Consider the following 20,136-nt stretch of genomic DNA (forward strand, 5'->3'; position numbering starts at 1 on the left):
TCAATACTCGTCAAGGTCTCTCCAATATGAGACGGCAACTCAAATTAGAACAGCGTAAGCAGTACGCCAAGCAAAATTACACCCACACCAAGCCAAAAAGACTTGTTCACTTTCTCGCCGAAGAACACCACACCCCCTAGAGGTACCAAAATATACGCACCTGCGGCGAAGGGTACTAGCTGGGATAGCTGCAATGTCCGCAACACCCAAACGGCAATCAACATCGACACGAACATCAAGCTTCCGCCGGCGCCGAGCAGCAAGATGCCCAACAACGTGTGCACGCGTTTGGATGCCCCCTTGACGCACAACTGAGACGCACTGCTGCAGCACACCGCTGCCACGCACAGCATGAACTCGGCCAATGTCATGATACGGTGCCAGCGTTCCGAGTCGTGATGAGAATGCCAACACAGATTAAAACGATACCCACGCAATAGGGCCAAGTCAGGGAATCGCCAAAGCAAAAAAAACTGACGATGGGCGTGAGGACGTAGACGGCAGCGGTCCACGGATACGCCTGCGACACTGGCAAGCGACGCAATGCAGCCAGCCAAGAAAACATGCCGAACAGGCAGGCAACGCCTCCGGCAATAAACCAGGTGTTGATCCAGCGCTGCAAGCCTTCCCCGGTCCCACCAATAACTGGGCCAGCAGCTAACTTGAATGCCAGCTGAGAGAAGACCGTGGCGCAGATGGTCAAACTGACAAACAGCCACGGCAAATAGCGACTGCCTTCTGTTTTAGCCACCGTTTCTCCATCAATCACCATGGCCTCTTCTAGCCACGGGTGGCGACAATCGTGCATTGCCCGCAGCCGATCTCCCTGACCAACGGCAGTCGCTCCACAATTCCCTCAAGTCCCTTGCAGAGCCTTGCCATCCAGTCTGGGCAAAACATGGGTACCAGGTTTGTGTACTCGACCTTACGCACCGTCATGCCGGCACTGGTAGCCCAGCCTTTTAATGTTGCCCCAGAGAATGAGCGCTCCTCGTGTTCGATATGGTAACGGGAAAAACGCTCGAGCAATTTCAGGACAGGGTTATACCCATTAGGCTCAAGTATTACCAAGGTTGGAGCAATAGAACTCACGCAATCAATCGCCTTTTTGGGATCAGGCAGATGGTGCAACACACCTCGCAGCACCACAACATCAAACTGCCTGTCGCCGAGCAGGGGTCCAAGATCGTAGATGTTTCCGACTTCGAAAGACACTTTGTCAGCGATGTCCATCTCGTGCGAACGCTTGTTGGCGCTCTCAACGGCCATGCTCGCTGGATCGATGCCCAATACGAGCTGAGCGCCATGCGCTATAAACTCGACCGAATAGGTGCCATCACCGCAACCCAGGTCCAATACTCGCTTTCCCTTAAAATCATAACTACTGGAAATCGATTCGCTAATCCGGCGATTCGCATACTTTGCAGACAATTTCTCGGCGGTGTAGGCATACGAACCTGTCCGACGGACATCCTCATCAAAACGCGCTACGTTATCTTTTACGGTCTTCGTGGGGACACTCATTTGAGCTCCTTTCGTGTTTTTCTTCCGGTCGCAATTATATTTCCCACGCGCAAAGCTACGCGCAGTTTTGCCAGGCCGGTCCTCTCCAGCACATACGCAACACCCCGCTTTAACGTTCGAGGCAGCGGCATCAGCCTTAGCCAGTATCGCAACGGGTAGGCATTACTGATGGCTTTTACTTGTATATCTTCGAACCCGGCGCCTTTCAGAAGAACTGTTATGGACTGCGGATTAAACAACTGGAGATGCTCGACATCGATTATTGGCGACTTCATGCCAAGCATACGATTAAGAAATCCTGAACGATTATGTACCACTACGGCAACCATGCCGTCCTGTTCAAGCAGATCAAAGGCGGTTCGTGCAAACTGCCCCGGATCCCGCAAATGCTCCAATGTCATGAACGAACATATCAAGGCAAGCGGCGTATTTTCCAATGCAACCGCAGAAAACATCCCTTCGCGCAACCATGGGAGAACTTCCGGACTGGCGGCGGCTATTGCCTGTCGTGATGGCTCGATGCCAATAACCTCCCGGAACCCGCTACGCTTCAACCAAGGCAGCAAAGGACCGCTGCCCGCCCCCACATCGACCGCCGCGCTCCGCGACACTAGGTTTCTCAACGGCGCCTGCAGGGCACGCGCATAGCTCCTGGCTGCGCAGGACGCCTCTTCCACAGAATCGTAAGCCGCATCTGCGTAAGCATCTGATAAAAACGAGTTATCAGGCGGCTGCGGTGCAAATACCAGGTCGCAGTCCGAGCAGCACACCAGTTTCAAACACATGAATTCTGGCTGTTTGCGAGAAGCATATGTAAATTCGCTCACCTTCTGCTGGTCCAACCGCTCATCAGCAAAATGCGAATTCCGGAAGCTGCCACATCCGGGGCATGCCCGACCCTTGCTGGCAGTACTCGGCACGGCCGCGTTCATACTGACGCTCCTGGGCCGTCCTGCTCAGCGGGTTTTATCTTGCCGCCCGAAATCAGACTTCTTCGTATGAACGCCGGCCGCGCCTTCGTTTCTTCAAGGATCTTTCCGACGTACTCGCCAAGCAGGCCAACTCCCAGCATCGTGGTAGACCCGAAAAACATCACGATCAATGATAGAAAAGTTACCCCTTTTGGCACAGACTCAGCATCGAAAATTCGAATACCAATACTAATCAAAGCGAGCAGCACGGTACCGACGAACGCAAGCCCTCCGAAGGCAGTCAACAAGTGCAACGGCATCCTGGAAAATGAGAAGATCGCCTTCTTCGCCCAGCCGATGTTCTTTATCCAATTATTAGTGCTGATGCCGAACATTCGCTCGGGCCGCACGTAGTCAACCCCAACTTGATTGAACCCCACGTAGGCGCGCAATCCACGCAGGAATGAGTCCCGCTCTTGACAGTTAAGGATCCACCGAACCACCGTGCGATCCATAAGCGAGAAGTCGCCAGCATTCCGCGGAATGGGCACTTCGCTCAGGGCGCTGAACAACTTATAAAATCCTCTATAGCACGCCTCCAACCAGGGGGGCATATCCCTCTTGATTCGACGTCCATACACAACATCCGCCCCAGCCCGCCACTCCGCCACAAATGACGCTATCAGTTCCGGCGGATCCTGCAGATCACCGTCAAGCAAAACACACGCTTGCTTACTGGCCAGTTCCATACCACTACGAAAGGCCGCCTGCGAACCGAAATTTCTAGAATGAGTGATACCCAAAACATGCGAATCGCGCGCGGATATTTCTCGGATTATCTCTGCTGAGTCATCCGGTGAATTATCGTTCACGAATATTATCTGGTAATCCACACCCAGATCGGTGAAAACCCGGACCAACCTATCGTGCATGATAGGAATAGCTTGTGCATCCCTATAACACGCGATGATCGCCGAAACGGAGTATTTCCCTTCGCGAATCTTGCTCTTCTTCGTGAGGGCATCGAACGGCAAACCGGACGATTGCAGATATTCCTGCCACCAATTACGCGTACGACGCAATCCCTCCCGCAGTGGCACGCTTGGTTCCCAGCCCAGCTTCTGTCTAGCCTTGCTGATGTCGGCAAACCAATTATCTACATCCCACGCCCTGCCTGCAGCCACATTAAATCGTGGCTTTGCACTAAGGGAGAAAATCTCGGTGGCTGTGTTCGCCAAAGCCTTCAATGTGGTTTCGACGCCCGTTCCTATATTGAAAGATTCACCAGCGATCTCCTGCCTCATCGCCAGAGCGGCATTGGCAAATGCCAGCACCACGTCGTCCACATGAACAAAATCTCGCGAAATCTCGGCTCCTGCGAATACCGGCAACTCTCCGTTCTCAGCGTTGTGGCACAGCGCCGGAATCAAGCGTGACGAATCCTCATAGGGGCCATATACGGAATACAGCCGCAAATTGACGACAGGCACGCCCTTCACTTTACCGTAATAGGTGATGGCTTGCGTTGTCGCGGCTTTGCTGACCGCGTAGTCGCTATTCGGAATTAGTGCGGCGTCTTCTCTGGGACCGGCAGAATTCAATCCGTATTCTGAGGAGCTTCCCGCATGCACGAATGCTGTCAACTCCCTCGCCAAAACGAGCTCCATCAGTTGAATAAAGCTCAGGTAATTCGTTGCATGGATGCGCGCTTTGTCTTGTTCGAAGGAATAGGCACCGAATGATGAACAGTCGAATATGGTCTTGGGATTGACACGATCCAACACCATTCTCATGCTGTCTACGTCTTGTAGATTCATGAATATGAGATTGGTCGTCTGGACACCGCTCAGCCGCCATGAGTCGCCAGAGAAAGTGGTCCCCACCACATCATTCCGCTGGTGCAGCAATTGACGCAGCAAATTCGCACCGATAAAGCCGCTTGCACCTATAACCAAAATAGGGCCCGGCACATCGCGTAGTTTCGCCCCGATGTCAATCACGTTCCTTCCACCATTGCCAAGATGCCCCCAACGTCCAAACCACATTGCGCCCGATGAAAAGCCTGGGATCCAAACTCCCTCACGGCATGCCCGGACGCATGGCGATGGTTGAAACTTGCCGGCACGCACGCTCTAGTAGCCAATGCCAAAGAAAACTGCATGCCGAGCCCGCCGGCGGCCACGTGCTCCTCGACGATGTAAACAGCCTGCCCAGAGGCTATGACGGCAAGGATTTCCACGGGCACGTCGCCAAACGGCAGCTCGCATACCGCCCACACCGCCGGTCGCCACTCCTTCGGCAATCCCTGCAGCGCCTCCCATGCCACTCCAGCCAATGGACCAAGCGCCAGCAGTATGCCGTGGTCGCCAGGGAGCACCTTACGCCAGGCTGCGTACGGTTCCACCGTCGCGCCTTTAGGCCGGGCGTCGTAGCCTAAACGCAGATATGTCGGACCATGAATGTGGGAAATGAGCGTCGGCAAATCATCGTCGAAGGCCGGCACCAAAACGCGCACACCCAGTGCGTTCATCGCCGCACAATCTTCCAGAGCGTGGTGTGTTGGCCCCATGTAACCGTAGGCGTAGCCGCCTCCGTTACCGACCAGGCATACTGATAGCTGCCCAAAGCAGATGTCATTCCGGATCTGTTCATATGGGCGTGCGTAGCAAAATGGAGCAATGCTATACACAAATGGTTTGAGTCCTTCGCGCGCCAGCCCCGCCGCCACGCCCACCATGTTTTGTTCGGACACACCCATGTTCACAAACCGGGGGCCCAATGACTCCCGCACTTCCTCAAGCGCCATGAAACCCAGATCGCCTGTAAGAAAGAATGCACTCGGATCGTCTTTATATTGCGCGATAATTGCCTGAGCGAATGCGACTCTCATGAGCTGGCTGCCTCATCATCCAAACGCATGCACGCTGCCGCAAAAAGATCGTCCGAAAGCGGCAAATAATGGGATTCCATCAAGTTTTCGTTGTGCAGACCCCGGCCCTTTATCGTATTCAGTACGATGATCGCCGGCTTACCTGGATGGCGCGACGCAAGAGTACTCTGCAGCGCCTCTGGATCGTGTCCATCGGCACTCACGACGTGAGCACCAAACGACATCAACCGCGGTGCCAAGTCATTGCACGAAATGACATCATGCGTAGATCCAAACCCCTGCAGACCGTTCTGGTCAATTACGATCGTCAAATTGTCCAGCTTCTGATGGACCGCGAATATCAAGGCTTCCCAGCAGGATCCCTCCTGCCACTCGCCATCCGAGCAGAGACAATAGATGTGGCGGCCACTCTTCTGATGACGCGCAGCGAGCGCCAATCCGGCAGCCAATGAAGGACCGTGCCCTAGACTGCCTGTCGAAAACATCAGGCCTGGGACCCCAGTGCCCGAAGGATGGCCCGGCAATTGAGTTCCATCCTGGCAGAACGTGTCGAGTTGCGCATCGGTCAGCAATCCAATGCTCCAAAGCGCCACATAGAGCGCGCCAGCCGAATGACCCTTGGAGAGTACGAAACGATCTTGCGGACGCATGATCAGAAGATGCAGGGCAATCATCGCGTCCAGGCAGGACAGATTCCCTCCGATATGGCCCGCACGTGCACGGTGATGCATCGTCAGTAAGCGCCTACGCGCCTTGAAAATGGCGGCAGGCAGCGATGCTACCTCCGGCAGTCGGCCACCGACGGCTGTCTTGTTAGTCATACGACAAGGCTCAAGAAGAGAGAGCGCACTAGTTCGTCACTAGCTCGCAGCGGATTTACCATACCGGATTAAGAACCTTGCGACGGCCCCATGTGTCGGTGCTTTCTCAAGAAACTCAAGGCCTACGCACCGAACCCCTGCTCTCCCGCGCAGCGTCGCACGCCGCAACCGCCGCCTTGAGCTCTCGGGTGGGTTTGTAGAGAAATTGACTATAACTAGCCGCAACTTCCCCTTTGGGCGACATAACCGTACCAATCAAGGCGTAATCTCTTGAAAGGTCAATCCCCAACTCTGGTAATAGACCTAAAGGCATCGGTCGGACTCCCTCGGGTTCTGCCAGCAGCCATGCCTCAGCCATCTGTTTGCATGGCACAGTGTCCAGCATGACTCTAGCCAGATCCTGGCTGCCGGGATAACCGCCGACCATCCAAGGTTGCCCGATGGCGTTCCCTCCCAGCGCGTAGACTGTACCCGGAGAGCGCCCAGTGAGGTCTATGACAGGTGTTCCCGCCACGAACCCACTTCCCCTTGCCAAATCACGCAGGTTGCTGATGTACCGTTCCACTGGCTCGGCTACCTGCAAGGGCCGAGTCCCTGGCGTTAGAAGGAGTCTAGCATGTTGGTCAACCAGAGGTACGCTCTGGCGATACGGTGCCAAAACAGTCAATCCAAGTAGGCAAACCGCTCCAAACTGAAGAAAGGCGGAGATGGGCAGGGTAGCAATCCAGGCCCCCTCCTCCCGCCGTCCTGGCACTACCAAGGCAACAGCGCTGAGCCCCCAAAACATGGCATTCGACCCAGCTGCCGGCCAGTAGTTTGCTGCGGTACCGAAAGCGGACAGGTGTGGCACTAACAGCAATAGGGCCGCCAGGACGACTTGGCGGAAAGACGGCCAAGGAGCGTAGCCAACCAGCGCCCGCACCACTACTGCAACTGCGGCTCCAGCCGGCACAGCGAGAAAAACGACGTTACGGAAGATGGTCAACGACCCATTTATCAGCGAATAGCCGGCCATGGCCATCATGGCCAGGACACTCGCTACAACCACCAAAGTCAAGGAGCCGACAAGGCCGAAAGCGCGAAGCGGCTGAACCAGGAGCACGAGAATCGTTGCCAGGGCCAATATTAGGCAAAGATGCCACTCATACTCGCTCATGGCGATGATGTCGGCTCTGAACATTGACACGTAGTCATGCTGCGCACCCAGTATTTGATACATCGCAGCGCCATTCTTCAGCCTATCCGCGAACCGATATATCGAGCCATCCTCCAGCAATGCACTAGCCGTCAACAGCGCCCCGCCAAGCAAGCATGCCAGGCCCAGCAGGCGCCAATTGACTTGCCTAGTGACGCAAAGACATGTGAACGCCAGGATTGCGAACGCCACCGCGGAAGTGGGCTTCGCCATGAAGATCAGCCAACAACCGATGACAAGACAGAACCACCCAAGCGTGCTGGTCCTGCTGGCCGTCCTGTCTGCCAGCACATATCCAATCACGCCCATGGTCAGGCCCTGGGAATTCAGTATGTTGTAGTTCGGCGTGGGAATCCACGGGCCCACCGTAAGCAGCGCCATGGAGCCCAGCATCAGGGCAACGCACAGCGTGCCACTCAAACTCCAGCCGCCCTTGAACGGCGACGACCGCCACATCACCAGCCCGCCCAACAACGCAGCCAATGCAAACGTCACCAGATAGGTAAACCAACGCAACATGGTGACGTCGCCGGACAATAGGACGTACAGAGGGTGATAGATAAAACCGAACTGCGTGGCTGACGCGTGGTATTGCCATGGATCGCGCATCCACAGCAGGTAGAACGCCTCGTCACTGAGTTCCACCCCACGACCGCTCAAGGTCCAGAACCAATAGAGAGCGATCGCGGCGGTACTCGCCCCAAAAAACGCCACTCCTAGCGTCAGTACCGATTTCCAACTGCGCTGGGCCTCCATCGCGGCAATCATCAGTCCCTCAAAAAAAATGGGCAACCGCCCAATAGCTGTGCCCCGAAAACCGGCGAAATTCTAGCACCCGTGAAACGATGGCAACAACATATGCGGAATAACCCCTAAGGACGCTGACATGCGTTAAATGCCTGCTCCAACATCGTCTTGCAAAACTGACTAATGCGTTCGGCGCATGCCACACCAGGGATTTATCATCCAGGACTTGGCTACCGCTATCTCCCGGAATCTATAGGTATCGGTTGCCATCGATCTGGAGCAAGCAACGGCAATCTGCGCGGCGACGGGCAGTGCACACTCCGGATCAGTACTTGTCCGAGGTCCCCGTCAACGCCACCCCGATGCGCAGCAGCGTATAGGAAACCGCGTCGACCCAACGCCGCAACCATCCGCGGCGCTGGTATTCGATCGGCCGAATGAAGCGCCCGCCCTCCCGGATGGCCGCCTCCAGCCGTTCCTGCAGGTCCCAGGAAAAGGGCTGGTCGTCCACCACCACGTTGGCTTCGCGCGCCAGCAGCAGGCTGAAGGGGTCCAGGTTGGACGACCCCACCGTCGCCACGTTGTCGATGACTGCCACCTTGGCGTGCAGGTAGCTCGGCATGTATTCGTAGATCTCGATGCCGTCGCGCAGTAGCTGGTCGTACAGCGAGCGCGTGGCGTGGTACTGCATGCGGTATTCGATCTTGCCTTGCAGCAGCAGGCGCACGCGCACGCCACGCGCGGCGGCCTTGGCGAGCGCGCGGCGGAACTGGCGGCCGGGGAAGAAATAGGCGTTGGCAATGAGGATGTCGCGGCGCGCATGCGCGATGCCGTACAGGTAGGCGCGTTCGAAGGTCTGGCGGAAGCGCAGGTTGTCGCGCAGCACCAGCGCCGCGCGCAGGTCGCCACAGGGCGCAACGGAAGCGTGGCGCGGCTTCAGCAGGCGCATGCGGTTCCAGTCGCGCGGATGGCGCCGCAGGCGCGCCCAGTTCAGCCGTACCCACAGCAGTTCCTGGGCATAGGAGGCTTCGGTGACCAGCGGTCCCTGCACCTGCACCGCGAAATCGAAGCGCGGCCCCGTGATGCCGTCCGTCGGGTCCTGGTCATCGTAGTCGTCGATGATGTTGATGCCGCCGATGAAGGCGATGCGTCCATCCACCACCGTAACCTTGCGGTGCAAGCGCCGCAGGCGGCTGCGCGATGGAATGTAGCGCGCGAACCAGCGCGGCTCGGGGCGGAAAATGCGGCACTGCGCACCAGCGTTGGTCAGGCGCGTGCGCAAGGGATCGACGAACTCGGCGCTGCCGAAGCCGTCCAGCACCACCCGCACTTTGACCCCGCGCCGCACGGCGGCCTCCAGGCAGTCCAGCACCTGCGAGCCGGTGCGGTCCGGCGTGAAGATGTAGGTTTCCAGGTGCACGCTGACCTGGGCGGCGTCGATGGCCGCGCACAGCGCGGGAAAGAAGTCGGCGCCGTTCTGGAGCAACCGAATGTCGTTGCCCTGCGTCCAGTCCAGCTTGGACTGCTCTGCCCTCACGGCAGTTCCAGCTCGGCCAGCAAGGGGGAATGATCAGAAAGCCTGGCCCATTCGCGGCCGCGCAGCACGCGGGCGCTGCGCACGGCGAAGCCGCGCTGGTAGATGCGGTCCAGGCGGAACCACGGGAATACCGCGGGGAAGGTGCGCGGCGGCGGCAGCAGCAGGCGCGAACTGTCGCCCATGCCGAGCTGGTTGGTGCGCTCCATGACGGAGACGCCGCCATTGGGCAGCCCGCGCAGGGCATTGCTCAGGCGCTTGACCGAATCGCGCAGGCGCGGCAATTCGCCGCCATGGCTGCGTGGCGCATGCGAGAACACTTCGTACAGGCCCAGCTGCTGCACGAACAGCGGCGCCAGGCGATCGCCCCAATCATTGAAATCGCCCGCGATCAGGATGGGCTCGCCATCCGGCACCATGCGCCGGATGCGCTCGGTCAAGGCCAGGATCTGGCGGCTGCGGCTGCCGGCGAACAGGCCCAGGTGTACGACGAAGCAATGCACGGCACGCCCGCCCAGCTCGATGCGCGCGTGCAACAACCCGCGCTGCTCCAGCCGGTGGTCGGAAATATCCAGATTTTCGTGGTCAAGAATGGGAAAGCGCGACAACAGCGCGTTGCCATGGTCCGTCTCGTGGCGGATGGCATTGCGGCCATAAGCCACATCCAGCCGCAAGGCGGCGGCAAGGGATTCGTGCTGGGCATCGAGCAGCGATTTCTGCTCGTTGCGGCCCTGGACTTCCTGCAGGAAGACCAGATCCGGACGCAGGCCATAAAGGCCCAGACGCAATTCGTTCAGGGAGTCGCGCCGGCCCAATGCCGAGCGGCCCTTGTGTATGTTGTAGCTGACGACGCGGATGAGCGACATGGAAAATGGCGCCTTTCAAAACTGGGGAACCGCCGGCCACCGCAAAAAAGAAGCCCGGCCAGCACCGCCAAAATCAGGCGGCGTTTGCCAGATTACTCCAATTCAGAAGACCGTTCCCACCGCCGCGGCGCACACCCCGCCCTCAAGCAGCAACAGGTCCCAGCGCCCAGTCGAGCACCCCACGCCGCAAGCAAACAACGCCCCCCAAGCCGGGCCGCACGGATCCGGGCTCCGCCGGTCCGTAGCGGCGCCCCCCTGGGGGGGAAGCGCCTACGGCGCTTCGGGGGGGGTCACTTCGGCTCTACGTTGCGCAAGCGGATGTGCAGTTCGCGCAACTGCTTCTCGTCGACTTCCGAGGGCGCCTGAGTCAGCAGATCCTGGGCACGCTGGGTCTTCGGGAAGGCGATCACGTCGCGGATCGATTCGGCGCCGGTCATCATCGTGACGATGCGGTCCAGGCCGAAGGCGATGCCGCCATGGGGAGGCGCGCCATACTGCAGCGCATCCAGCAGGTAGCCGAACTTCTCGCGTGCTTCCTCGGCGCCGATCTTGAGCGCGCGGAACACCTTGCTCTGCACTTCTTCGCGGTGGATACGGACCGAGCCGCCGCCGATTTCCCAACCGTTCAGCACCATGTCGTAAGCCTTGGCGAACGCCTTGCTGGGATCGGTTTCCAGGAAGTCTTCGTGGCCATCCTTCGGGCTGGTGAAGGGGTGGTGGGCGGCGGTGTAGCGGCCGTCTTCCTCGTCGTACTCGAACATCGGGAAGTCGACCACCCACAGCGGCTGCCAACCGGCTTCGAACAAGCCCGTCTTTTTGCCGAATTCGCTGTGACCGATCTTCACGCGCAGCGCGCCGATGGCGTCGTTGACGACCTTCTCGCGATCCGCGCCGAAGAAAATGATGTCGCCATCTTGCGCGCCGGTGCGCTTGACCAGTTCGGCCAGGGCAGCGTCATGCAGGTTCTTGACGATGGGCGATTGCAGGCCTTCACGGCCCTTGGCCACTTCGTTGACCTTGATGTAGGCCAGGCCCTTGGCGCCATAGATGCCGACGAACTGGGTGTAGCCGTCGATCTCGCTGCGCGACATTTCGGCGCCGCCGGGCACGCGCAAGGCGACCACGCGGCTGCCGGGCGCCGTGGCGGCGGCGGCGAACACCTTGAAGTCCACATCGCGCATGACGTCGGTCATGTCAGTGAATTCGAGCTTCACGCGCAGGTCCGGCTTGTCCGAACCGTAGCGACGCATGGCTTCGGTCCACGGCATGATCGGGAACGGCGAAGCCAGGTCGACGCCCTGCACCACCTTGAACACGTGGCGGATCAGGTTCTCGAAGATTTCACGGATCTCGAACTCGTTCAGGAACGAGGTTTCGCAGTCGATCTGGGTGAATTCAGGCTGGCGATCGGCGCGCAGGTCTTCGTCGCGGAAGCACTTGGTGATCTGGTAGTAGCGGTCAAAGCCCGACACCATCAGCATCTGCTTGAACAGCTGCGGCGATTGCGGCAACGCGAAGAAATGGCCAGCGTTCACACGCGAGGGCACCAGGTAGTCGCGCGCGCCTTCGGGCGTGCTCTTGGCCAGCATCGGGGTTTCGATGTCGATGAAACCCAGCTGGTCCAGGAACTTGCGCGTTTCGATCGACACGCGATAGCGCAGCATCAGATTGCGCTGCATCTGCGGACGGCGCAGGTCCAGCACGCGATGCGTGAGGCGCGTCGTTTCCGAGAGGTTGTCGTCATCCAGCTGGAACGGCGGCGTGACCGACGCGTTCAGGATCTCGACTTCCTTGCAGAGCACTTCGATTTCACCCGAAGCCAGTTCGGCGTTGGCGGTGCCCGCCGGACGCTCGCGCACCAGGCCGGTGACGCGGACGCAGAATTCGTTGCGCAGGCGCTCCGCGGTGGCGAAGGCGGCGTTGTCCGGATCGAACACGATCTGCGCCAGGCCCGCGCGGTCGCGCAGGTCGATGAAGATGACCCCGCCGTGGTCGCGGCGGCGGTTCACCCAGCCGTACAGGGTGACGGTCTGGCCGAGATGGTCACGGCAAACCTGGCCGGTGTAGCAGGTACGCATGCGGGATGACTCCGTTTATGTGCTTGGTTATAGCGTAAGGGTTACGAATCGGCGCGAGGCGTGTCCTGCACGCCAGGAGCCGGGACGGGAGCGGCCGGCCGGTCCGCAGGCGTCGCCGCCTGAACCGGGGCGACTACGCCCATGGAAACGATGTACTTCAATGCCGCGTCCACGCTCATCTGAAGATCGATCGCGTCGGCGCGCGGGACCATCAGGAAAAAGCCGGACGTGGGATTCGGCGTGGTCGGCACGTACACGCTGATGTGGTCGCCGGGCAACCGGTCGGCCACTTCGCCGCTAGGCGTGCCGGTAACGAAAGCAATGGTCCAGCTGCCCGCGCGCGGATACTGCACCAGCACCGCGCGGCGGAACGCCTGGCCGTTGGGCGCAAGCACGGTATCGCTGACCTGCTTGACCGAGTTGTAGATCGAGCGCACCAGGGGTATGCGGCCCAGCATATTTTCCCACTGGTCCACCATGGTGCGGCCGATCAGGTTGGCGGCGAACACGCCCGTCAGAAGCACCACCACGATGACCAGCACGAAGCGGAAGCCGGGAATGTCGATGCCGAACAGCGATTCGGACGACAGGAAGCCGGGCACGAACCCTTCGAGGGTCGCAACCAGCAAGCCCAGCACCCACACCGTGATGACCAGGGGAACCCAGATCAGCAGGCCGGTGATGAAGTACTTCTTGATGACGCGCATACGCATCGCGTGTGCTCTAGGAGGCGGCGCTACCGGCGGCAGGCGTCGCCGGGGCGGCCGGAGCTGCGGGCGCGGCGGCAGGCGCGGCGCTTTCAGCGGACGCCGCCGGCGTGCTGGCCGCAGCCGCACCCTGGCTGGCGCCGTTGCCGTTGCCGTTGCCGCGGAAGTCCGTGACATACCAGCCGGAGCCCTTGAGCTGGAATCCAGCCGCGGTCACCTGCTTGGAGAACGTGCTTTGGCCGCATTCGGGGCAAACCGAAAGCGGCGCATCGGAAATCTTCTGCAAGACGTCTTTGGCATGGCCGCAGGCGCTGCACTTGTAAGCGTAAATGGGCATCTAGGACTCCCAGGCGCGGGCCCGGCGTATCAAAAGCCGCTGTCGCCGGACGCGATGTCCGGGGCCGGATTGAATCCGAACGGAAGCGGCGGGCGGGCAAGGCCGGAAAAAATACGGGAAAGTCTTGAATTTTAGCGGTTTTTCGTGAACGGCCGGTGTCCGCCCCCGGCAGCCCACCTGGGGCGGCGCCTCAAGGACGCCGCCAGCCGGTTTTCCGGCCCCGTCGCCCTATACGGGAAGCAGGAACATGACGGCCGCCACCAGGGTCGGCGCCAGGGCCGACAGGAACAGCCGCCCCGACGAAATGCTGCCGTCCGGGAAGTGGTTCTTCAGGATGGCGAAGCCGGCCGGGTTGGGCGCGTTGGCGATCACCGTCAGGCCCCCGCCCGTGACCGCGCCGGCCACCAGCATGTAGCGCCAGGCCTCGTTGGTGCCTTCGACCAGCGAACCCAGGTAGGTCAGCGCGGCGTTGTCGGTAATGGCGGTGAGCGCGGTGGCGCCCCAGAACAGCACGAAGGGCTCGAGCCCGCCCAGCAGGTCCTGCAGCCACCATTTCTGCAGGCCGCCCAGCACCACCAGGCCGGCCAGGAAGAAGCCCACCATCAGGCCTTCCTTGATCATCAGACGGCTCTGGTAGCGCTTATAGGCTTCGGCAAAGCCGATGAACATCATCAACAAGCCCAGGAAGATGGCCGGATGGTGCGCGCTGAGCACCACGGCGACCAGGAAGACCAGATGCACCAGCATGACCAGCAGCGGCACCGGTCCGCGCGCATCGCCGCCTTCCGGCGCGTCCACGCCGCCGCCCGTGCCCACCGAGCGCTCCAGCAGCGCCTTACGGCAGATGAAGGTCAGGAGGGCCGCGTTCAGGCAGACCGCGATCGCGGCGCGCCAGCCGAAGTGCTGGGCCATGAAGGCCGAGTCCCAGCCGAAGGTGGAGGCCACCATCAGCACGGGCGGCGCGGCATAGGAGGTCAGCACGCCGCCGATGGAGACGTTGACGAACAGCACGCCAAGAGTCAGGTACTTGAAGCCCGCGCGCCCGCTGCTGCGGAAGTAAGCGTCGCGCAACAGGATGGCAGCCAGCGTCATGGCGGCCGGTTCGGTGATGAAGGAGCCGCCCAGCGGTACCAACGACATCACGACGAAGAAGGTGGCGAGTTCGCGCGGCAGCGGCAGCACCCGCGCCACCAGCCGCACCAGCGTCCCCACCAGTTCAAGGATCGGCCGGCTGGCCGCCACCACCATGATCACAAAGACGAACAGCGGCTCGGTGAAGTTGCGCGTGTCCATGTACTCGATGGCATGCGACGGACCCGACAGCGCCGCCATCGCCACGATCAGCACGAAGGCCCAGACGCCAAACACGGCCTCGACTTCGGAGAACAGATGCCAGATGCCCGCATGCGGTCCGCCACGATGCGCGAGCCGCGCGAAGAAGGGAACCGAGAAGGTATGAAGAACCGCCACTGCGAACAGGAGAGTGGCGATGACTTCAAGTGTCTGGGGCATGTAAACGACTTCCGGAAGAGGGATACGACAGCGCGGACGCCGCCCGGCGGGCCTGCGGGGCAAGGGTCGCAATATAGCGCAAGGCCCTTGCCGTGTAACGCAGGGTCAACACCAAGGCGCGCGGATCCGCGCCGCTATTTCCGCCAGTCTTACGCGTCGTTGGCTGCGCCCTGGCGCGCATGCCGGAACGGCAGCAGCCGCAGGTCCAGCGCCGAGGGTCCGGGCGCGTCGACGTCGATGATCGCGGCGCACAGCGGCAGGAAGGCCGCGCGGAAGTGGTTCTTGGCCTTCACGCACAGCAGCCGCACCTGATTGAGGTCGATGCCATGCAGGGTGAAGAAGCCCGGATCGTTGGCCGGCGCCACCAGTTCGGTAATGATGACCTGCACGTTGGGCCGGTCGCGCAGCGACAGCAGCGCGGTGCGACCGCAACGCGTGCGAACGCCCGTTTCCATCGGCCCGGTGTTGCTGAATTCGCCGTCGGTGTAGCGTTCGACCCGGAATGCCGCGCGCACTGGCGGACCGAAATCGCGGCTTACGCGGCCGCCCAGGTCCAGTTCGCAATCGCCGCCCAGACCCGCTTCGTACGCGCGCCTAACCGCATCCGGATCCGCGAAGCTGGCGAACACGCAAGACAGATCGATCTGCGCATCCAGCAAGGCGCGGAACAGTTCCGGTGTGTCGCAGACGCCTCCCGACAGCGGGTTGTCGCCCGGATCGGTGACGGCCACCAGGCCGCCGGCGCGCGCCGCCTCCACGGCTTGCGCCAGGCCCTCTTGCGGCGTCGGCAAGGTGACCGCAAACGCAGGCGCCAACCGCCGCATGGCGGCCATCATGGTCTCGGCCGCGGCCTGCGCCTGCGCGCCCGCGGCATCGCGGACCGTGTCGGCCACCACCAGCACCGATGCGCCGGTATCGACGGTATCCGCGTACGGAAAGCCGCCGAACACCGAGACTTCGGCCACGCCTTCTCGTACCTGCGCTGCGGCAAGATCCTGCAGCTCGCGCATCGGACCGGCATCGGTGCGCATGTTGAAGCTGGACAACAGCAAATCCGGCTTGGTCACCAGCACCCGCGGCGACAGCGTGCCGGCCTGCGCGCGCAGCAACATGTCGAGCACCCGCCCCGCCGCCTCGCGCATGTCGATGTGGGGATAAGTCTTGTAGCCGCTGGCGCAATCCAGCAGGCTGCCCAGTTCAGGGGCCAGGTTGGCGTGCAGGTCGAAGCTCGCGCCCAGGGGAACGCCGGGCAACAGGGCCCGCACGGCGCGCACGAAGTCCAGGTCGGGCGTCTGGCGCAGGTCGGTGATGGCGGCGCCGTGCAACGACAGGTAGACGGCGTCCCAGCCGGCGTCATCCGCGGCCAGCTCGGCCAGTACCTCTTCGGTAAAGGCGCGGTGCACGGCGTCTGCTATCGACCCGCCAGGCAGGGCGGATGCGCAGCGCAGGGCCACGACCTCCCAATCCGGATGCGCGCGGGCGAACTCGGCCACTTCACCCAGTTCGGTGGCCGTGCCAGCGGCGGCGGCCAGGGCGTCGCCGCCCTTGCGCCACTCGCGCCGTTCGAAATCCGCCATGGTGCAGGGCACCGGGCAGAAGGCGTTGCCTTCGTACCAGAAGCGCGCCACCGCCAGCCTTTTCTTCATGCCCTTGCCCATGCGTTTCCCCGCTTATTCCGGACGGATGTCGGTGCCTTCGATCAGGACGCGGTACTTCTCGCGCTCGGTCTGCAGATGCTGCGCCAAGGCTTGCGGCGTGCCGCCGATGGGCTGCGCGGCCAAGGTTGCCAGCCGTTCACGCGTGGCGGGCGCATCCAGCACGCGCTGGGCGGCGGCGTTGAGCTTGTCGATGACCGCTTGCGGCGTGCCGGCGGGCGCCATCACCACGAACCAGGAGGTCAGCTCGAAGCCCGGCACGGACTGCGCGATGGCGGCCACGCCCGGCGCGGCGGGCACCGGCTGGGCCGAAGTCACGCCCAGAGCCACCAGCTTGCCCGCCTTGATCAAGGGCAAGGCGGTGGGCAGGTTGTCGGCGGACAGATCGATCTGCCCGCCCAGCAGGTCATTGTTGGCCTGGCTGGCGCCCTTGTACGGCACGTGGCGGATGTCCACCTTGCCCATGCGCTTGATCATCTCCAGCGCCAGATGGCCCGAACTGCCCACGCCCGGCGAACCCCAGTTCAGCCGCCCGGGCTCCGCGCGCGCGGTGCGCAGCAGGTCGTCCATGTTCTTCAGGCCGGACCCGGGATGCGTCAGCACCACGTTGGGCACCTGCGCCACATAGGCGACCGGCGCGAAGTCCTTGACCGGGTCGTAGCCGATCTTCTTGTAGACGTAGGCATTGATGATCTGCGTGCCGGGCGTGCCCAGCAGCAGGGTGTAGCCGTCCGGCTGCGCGTGCGCCACCTCGGACGCGCCCAGGCTGCCGCCCGCGCCGGCCTTGTTGACCACCACCACGGATTGGCCGAGTTCGGCGCCCAGACCCTCGGCCATCAGGCGGCCCAGCAGGTCGGTCGTGCCGCCGGCGGCGAACGGCACCACCAGCCGCACCGGCTGTTCCGGCCAGGCGGCGCCGGCCTGCCCGGCCGCGCCCAACGCGGCAGCCGCCGCAATCCCTAGAGTCCAGCCACGCAACAGATGGGAAAACTTCATGACGCCCCCTTGAGCGAATGATGACGATGCAACGGCCAATGCGACAATAAAACCGTTTGGTTTATTTTTACAATAAATATACCATGTGTTTTATTTGACAAACCAGACCACGAGTCACCGCCCCCCATCATGAGCCGCATCATCCATCGCAATGCCAGCCCCCTGCCCGTCGCCGTCAAAGGCGAAGGCTGCTTCATCGTCGACCAGGAGGGCCGGCGCTACTTCGACGCCTCGGGCGGCGCGGCGGTCTCGTGCCTGGGACACGCGCACCTTGAAGTGCGCGCCGCGGCCATTGCGCAGCTGGACGCGCTGGAGTACGCACACACCAGCTTCTTCACCACGCCGGCCGCCGAAGAGCTGGCCGAACTGCTGGCGGCCAACAGCCCGGCCGGCCTGGGCAACGCCTATTTCGTTTCGGGCGGTTCGGAAGCGGTAGAGACCGCCTTGAAGATGGCGCGCCAATACCATGTTGAACGCGGCGAGCCGGGACGCTACCGCTACATCGCGCGGCGCCAGAGCTATCACGGCAACACGCTGGCAGCCTTGTCGGTGGGCGGCAACGCGGGCCGGCGCGCCCTGTACCAGCCCGTGCTGATCGAAAGCCACCACGTCTCGCCCTGCTTTGCCCTGCATTACCGCGAGGCCGGCGAAACGGACGAGCAGTACAGCGACCGCCTGGCCGCGGAACTGGACGCCGAGATCCTGCGGCTGGGCCCGGACACCGTGTCCGCCTTCATCGCCGAAACCGTGGTCGGCGCCACCGCCGGCACCGTCGCGCCCGTACCCGGCTACTTCCGCAAGATCCGCCAGGTGTGCGACCGCCACGGCGTGCTCTTGATCCTGGACGAGGTCATGTGCGGGCTGGGCCGCACCGGCAGCTATCACGCCTTCGAACAGGAAGGCGTGGTGCCGGACCTGCTGACGCTGGCCAAGGGCTTGGGCGGGGGCTATCTGCCGATCGGCGCCGTGCTGGCGCATGACCGCGTCATCGGGGCCATCAACGCGGGCTCGGGCGCGTTCCAGCATGGCTACACGTATGTCGGCCACCCGGTGGCCTGCGCCGCGGCGCTCGCGGTGCAGCGCATCGTGCTGCGCGACAAGCTGGTGGAGCGCGTGGCGGACATGGGCGCGCAGTTCGGCGCCATGTTGGCGGCGCGCCTGGAAAAGCATCCACACGTGGCCGACATCCGCGGCCGCGGCATGTTCTGGAGCGTGGAACTGGCCGAGGATCCCGGCAGCCTGCGCGCGTTCGCGCCGCAACGCCGCCTGCATGCACGCATCAAGGCCCAGGCGCGCGACCTGGGCCTGCTGTGCTATCCGGGCGGCGGCACCGTGGACGGCAAGCTCGGCGACCACGTGCTGCTGGCGCCGCCCTACCTCAGCACGGCTGACGAGCTGGCGTTCACGGTGGATGCGCTGACCCGCGCTATCGATCTGGCGCTGGCGGACGATACGCCATAATACGCGGCACCTTACCCGGAGCGCAGATGGATAAAGCCGCCATCGACAAACTGATCGAAGCCCAGTTTTCCGCCCTGCCGCCCAAGCTGCGGCAGGCGGCCCGTTATGCGATCGATCATCCCAACGACATCGCCCTGGAATCGATGCGCGCCGCGGCCGGCCATGCCGGCGTGCAGGCGGGCGTCATGCTGCGCCTGGCCCGGCAACTGGGATTCGACACCTACGAGGCGTTCCGCCAGCCGTACCGCGACTGGCTGGCCGCGGGCGGGTCGAGCTTTTCCGGCCGCGCCACCGCCCTGCGCAAGCGCCCACAGCACGACGCCGACGCGGGCCTGGTCGCCGACATCCTCGATGCCGAAGTGCGCAACCTGGGCAGCAGCCTCGGCCCCGCCGCCCTGCCCGCGCTGAAGGCCGCACACGGCCTGCTGGCGGGCGCGCGCCGCATCTACGTCATCGGCCTGCGCAGCCTGTATCCGGCAGCCTATCACTTCAGCTACGCCTGCGGCATGTTCCTGGACAAGGTCACGTTGCTCAGCGGCGTAGGCGGCACCTTGGCCGATGAACTGCGCCGCATCGGGCCGGACGACGCGCTAATCGCCTTCAGCCAGGCACCTTATGCGCAGGCGGCAGTCACGGCCGTGGAATTCGCGCATGAACGCGGCGCCGGCGTGGTGGCGGTCACCGACAGCGCGGTGTCGCCGATTGCCCCAGGCGCAAAGGCGCTGCTGCTGGTGGCCAACGACACGCCCTCGCTGTTTCCCTCGGTGGTGCCTGCGCTGTCCATCGCGCAGACGCTGGCCGCCCTGCTGGTCGCGCACAGCGGCGAGGAAAGCCTGCGCGAAATCTCCAACAGCGAAGCGCAGTTGCAGCGCTTCGGCGTGTACGCGGAAAAGCGCTGAGAC

General features: G+C 62.2%; 18 protein-coding genes. 2 read left to right on the forward strand and 16 right to left on the reverse strand.

Annotated elements, in window-relative coordinates:
• Window positions 1-44 precede the first annotated feature (44 nt).
• The 16 genes from AXYL_RS31230 to AXYL_RS31300 all read right to left on the reverse strand — a co-directional run bounded on the left by AXYL_RS31230 (window position 45) and on the right by AXYL_RS31300 (window position 17,773).
• On the reverse strand, window positions 45-371 hold the full coding sequence (locus AXYL_RS31230) for a hypothetical protein (protein ID WP_013396887.1): 327 nt from the start codon (window positions 369-371) through the stop codon (window positions 45-47).
• Window positions 368-772 (reverse strand): DMT family transporter, encoded by a 405-nt coding sequence (locus AXYL_RS34125; RefSeq protein WP_013396888.1) that lies wholly within the window; start codon window positions 770-772, stop codon window positions 368-370. The genes AXYL_RS31230 and AXYL_RS34125 overlap by 4 nt, the downstream gene beginning before the upstream one ends.
• An 8-nt stretch (window positions 773-780) precedes the next feature.
• Entirely contained in the window at window positions 781-1,524 is a 744-nt protein-coding gene (locus tag AXYL_RS31240) for a class I SAM-dependent methyltransferase (protein WP_013396889.1), read from the reverse strand.
• A complete protein-coding gene (locus AXYL_RS34520; RefSeq protein WP_013396890.1) occupies window positions 1,521-2,456 on the reverse strand; it encodes a class I SAM-dependent methyltransferase in 936 nt (311 codons plus the stop codon). The genes AXYL_RS31240 and AXYL_RS34520 overlap by 4 nt, the downstream gene beginning before the upstream one ends.
• On the reverse strand, window positions 2,453-4,435 hold the full coding sequence (locus AXYL_RS31245) for an NAD-dependent epimerase/dehydratase family protein (RefSeq protein WP_013396891.1): 1,983 nt from the start codon (window positions 4,433-4,435) through the stop codon (window positions 2,453-2,455). Before AXYL_RS31245 ends, AXYL_RS34520 begins: the two co-directional genes overlap by 4 nt.
• Entirely contained in the window at window positions 4,432-5,325 is an 894-nt protein-coding gene (locus AXYL_RS31250) for a transketolase family protein (RefSeq protein ID WP_013396892.1), read from the reverse strand. Before AXYL_RS31250 ends, AXYL_RS31245 begins: the two co-directional genes overlap by 4 nt.
• A complete protein-coding gene (locus AXYL_RS31255) occupies window positions 5,322-6,146 on the reverse strand; it encodes a 1-deoxy-D-xylulose-5-phosphate synthase N-terminal domain-containing protein (RefSeq protein ID WP_013396893.1) in 825 nt (274 codons plus the stop codon). Before AXYL_RS31255 ends, AXYL_RS31250 begins: the two co-directional genes overlap by 4 nt.
• 115 nt (window positions 6,147-6,261) lie before the next feature.
• Window positions 6,262-8,109: a hypothetical protein gene (locus AXYL_RS31260; protein ID WP_013396894.1), complete on the reverse strand. Its 1,848-nt coding sequence runs from the start codon at window positions 8,107-8,109 to the stop codon at window positions 6,262-6,264.
• Between the two features lie 304 nt (window positions 8,110-8,413).
• The gene (gene clsB / locus AXYL_RS31265; RefSeq protein ID WP_013396895.1) at window positions 8,414-9,625 is read right to left on the reverse strand and encodes a cardiolipin synthase ClsB; all 1,212 of its coding nucleotides are present in this window, start codon (window positions 9,623-9,625) and stop codon (window positions 8,414-8,416) included.
• The gene (locus AXYL_RS31270; RefSeq protein ID WP_013396896.1) at window positions 9,622-10,488 is read right to left on the reverse strand and encodes an endonuclease/exonuclease/phosphatase family protein; all 867 of its coding nucleotides are present in this window, start codon (window positions 10,486-10,488) and stop codon (window positions 9,622-9,624) included. The genes clsB and AXYL_RS31270 overlap by 4 nt, the downstream gene beginning before the upstream one ends.
• A gap of 290 nt (window positions 10,489-10,778) precedes the next feature.
• Window positions 10,779-12,566: an aspartate--tRNA ligase gene (gene aspS / locus AXYL_RS31275; RefSeq protein ID WP_013396897.1), complete on the reverse strand. Its 1,788-nt coding sequence runs from the start codon at window positions 12,564-12,566 to the stop codon at window positions 10,779-10,781.
• Between the two features lie 41 nt (window positions 12,567-12,607).
• On the reverse strand, window positions 12,608-13,273 hold the full coding sequence (locus tag AXYL_RS31280) for a DUF502 domain-containing protein (protein ID WP_013396898.1): 666 nt from the start codon (window positions 13,271-13,273) through the stop codon (window positions 12,608-12,610).
• A 16-nt stretch (window positions 13,274-13,289) separates the two neighbouring features.
• The gene (locus AXYL_RS31285; protein WP_013396899.1) at window positions 13,290-13,610 is read right to left on the reverse strand and encodes an FmdB family zinc ribbon protein; all 321 of its coding nucleotides are present in this window, start codon (window positions 13,608-13,610) and stop codon (window positions 13,290-13,292) included.
• 228 nt (window positions 13,611-13,838) lie between these two features.
• Window positions 13,839-15,122: a putative Na+/H+ antiporter gene (locus tag AXYL_RS31290; protein ID WP_013396900.1), complete on the reverse strand. Its 1,284-nt coding sequence runs from the start codon at window positions 15,120-15,122 to the stop codon at window positions 13,839-13,841.
• A 149-nt stretch (window positions 15,123-15,271) separates the two neighbouring features.
• Window positions 15,272-16,768 carry a M81 family metallopeptidase gene (locus tag AXYL_RS31295; RefSeq protein ID WP_237709959.1) on the reverse strand — a complete coding sequence of 499 codons (1,497 nt, stop codon included), beginning with the start codon at window positions 16,766-16,768 and terminating at the stop codon, window positions 15,272-15,274.
• A gap of 24 nt (window positions 16,769-16,792) precedes the next feature.
• Window positions 16,793-17,773 (reverse strand): Bug family tripartite tricarboxylate transporter substrate binding protein, encoded by a 981-nt coding sequence (locus tag AXYL_RS31300; protein ID WP_013396902.1) that lies wholly within the window; start codon window positions 17,771-17,773, stop codon window positions 16,793-16,795.
• A gap of 129 nt (window positions 17,774-17,902) precedes the next feature.
• Here AXYL_RS31300 and AXYL_RS31305 point away from each other — a divergent pair, with 129 nt between their 5' ends.
• Together AXYL_RS31305 and AXYL_RS31310 are read left to right on the forward strand one after the other, a co-directional pair.
• Window positions 17,903-19,234 carry an aspartate aminotransferase family protein gene (locus AXYL_RS31305; RefSeq protein ID WP_013396903.1) on the forward strand — a complete coding sequence of 444 codons (1,332 nt, stop codon included), beginning with the start codon at window positions 17,903-17,905 and terminating at the stop codon, window positions 19,232-19,234.
• Window positions 19,235-19,260: 26 nt separating this feature from the next.
• Entirely contained in the window at window positions 19,261-20,133 is an 873-nt protein-coding gene (locus AXYL_RS31310; protein WP_013396904.1) for a MurR/RpiR family transcriptional regulator, read from the forward strand.
• Window positions 20,134-20,136: the final 3 nt, after the last annotated feature.

Origin of the sequence: Achromobacter xylosoxidans A8 (assembly GCF_000165835.1) — a bacterium.
In the GTDB taxonomy this organism is placed as follows: domain Bacteria; phylum Pseudomonadota; class Gammaproteobacteria; order Burkholderiales; family Burkholderiaceae_B; genus Achromobacter; species Achromobacter xylosoxidans_B.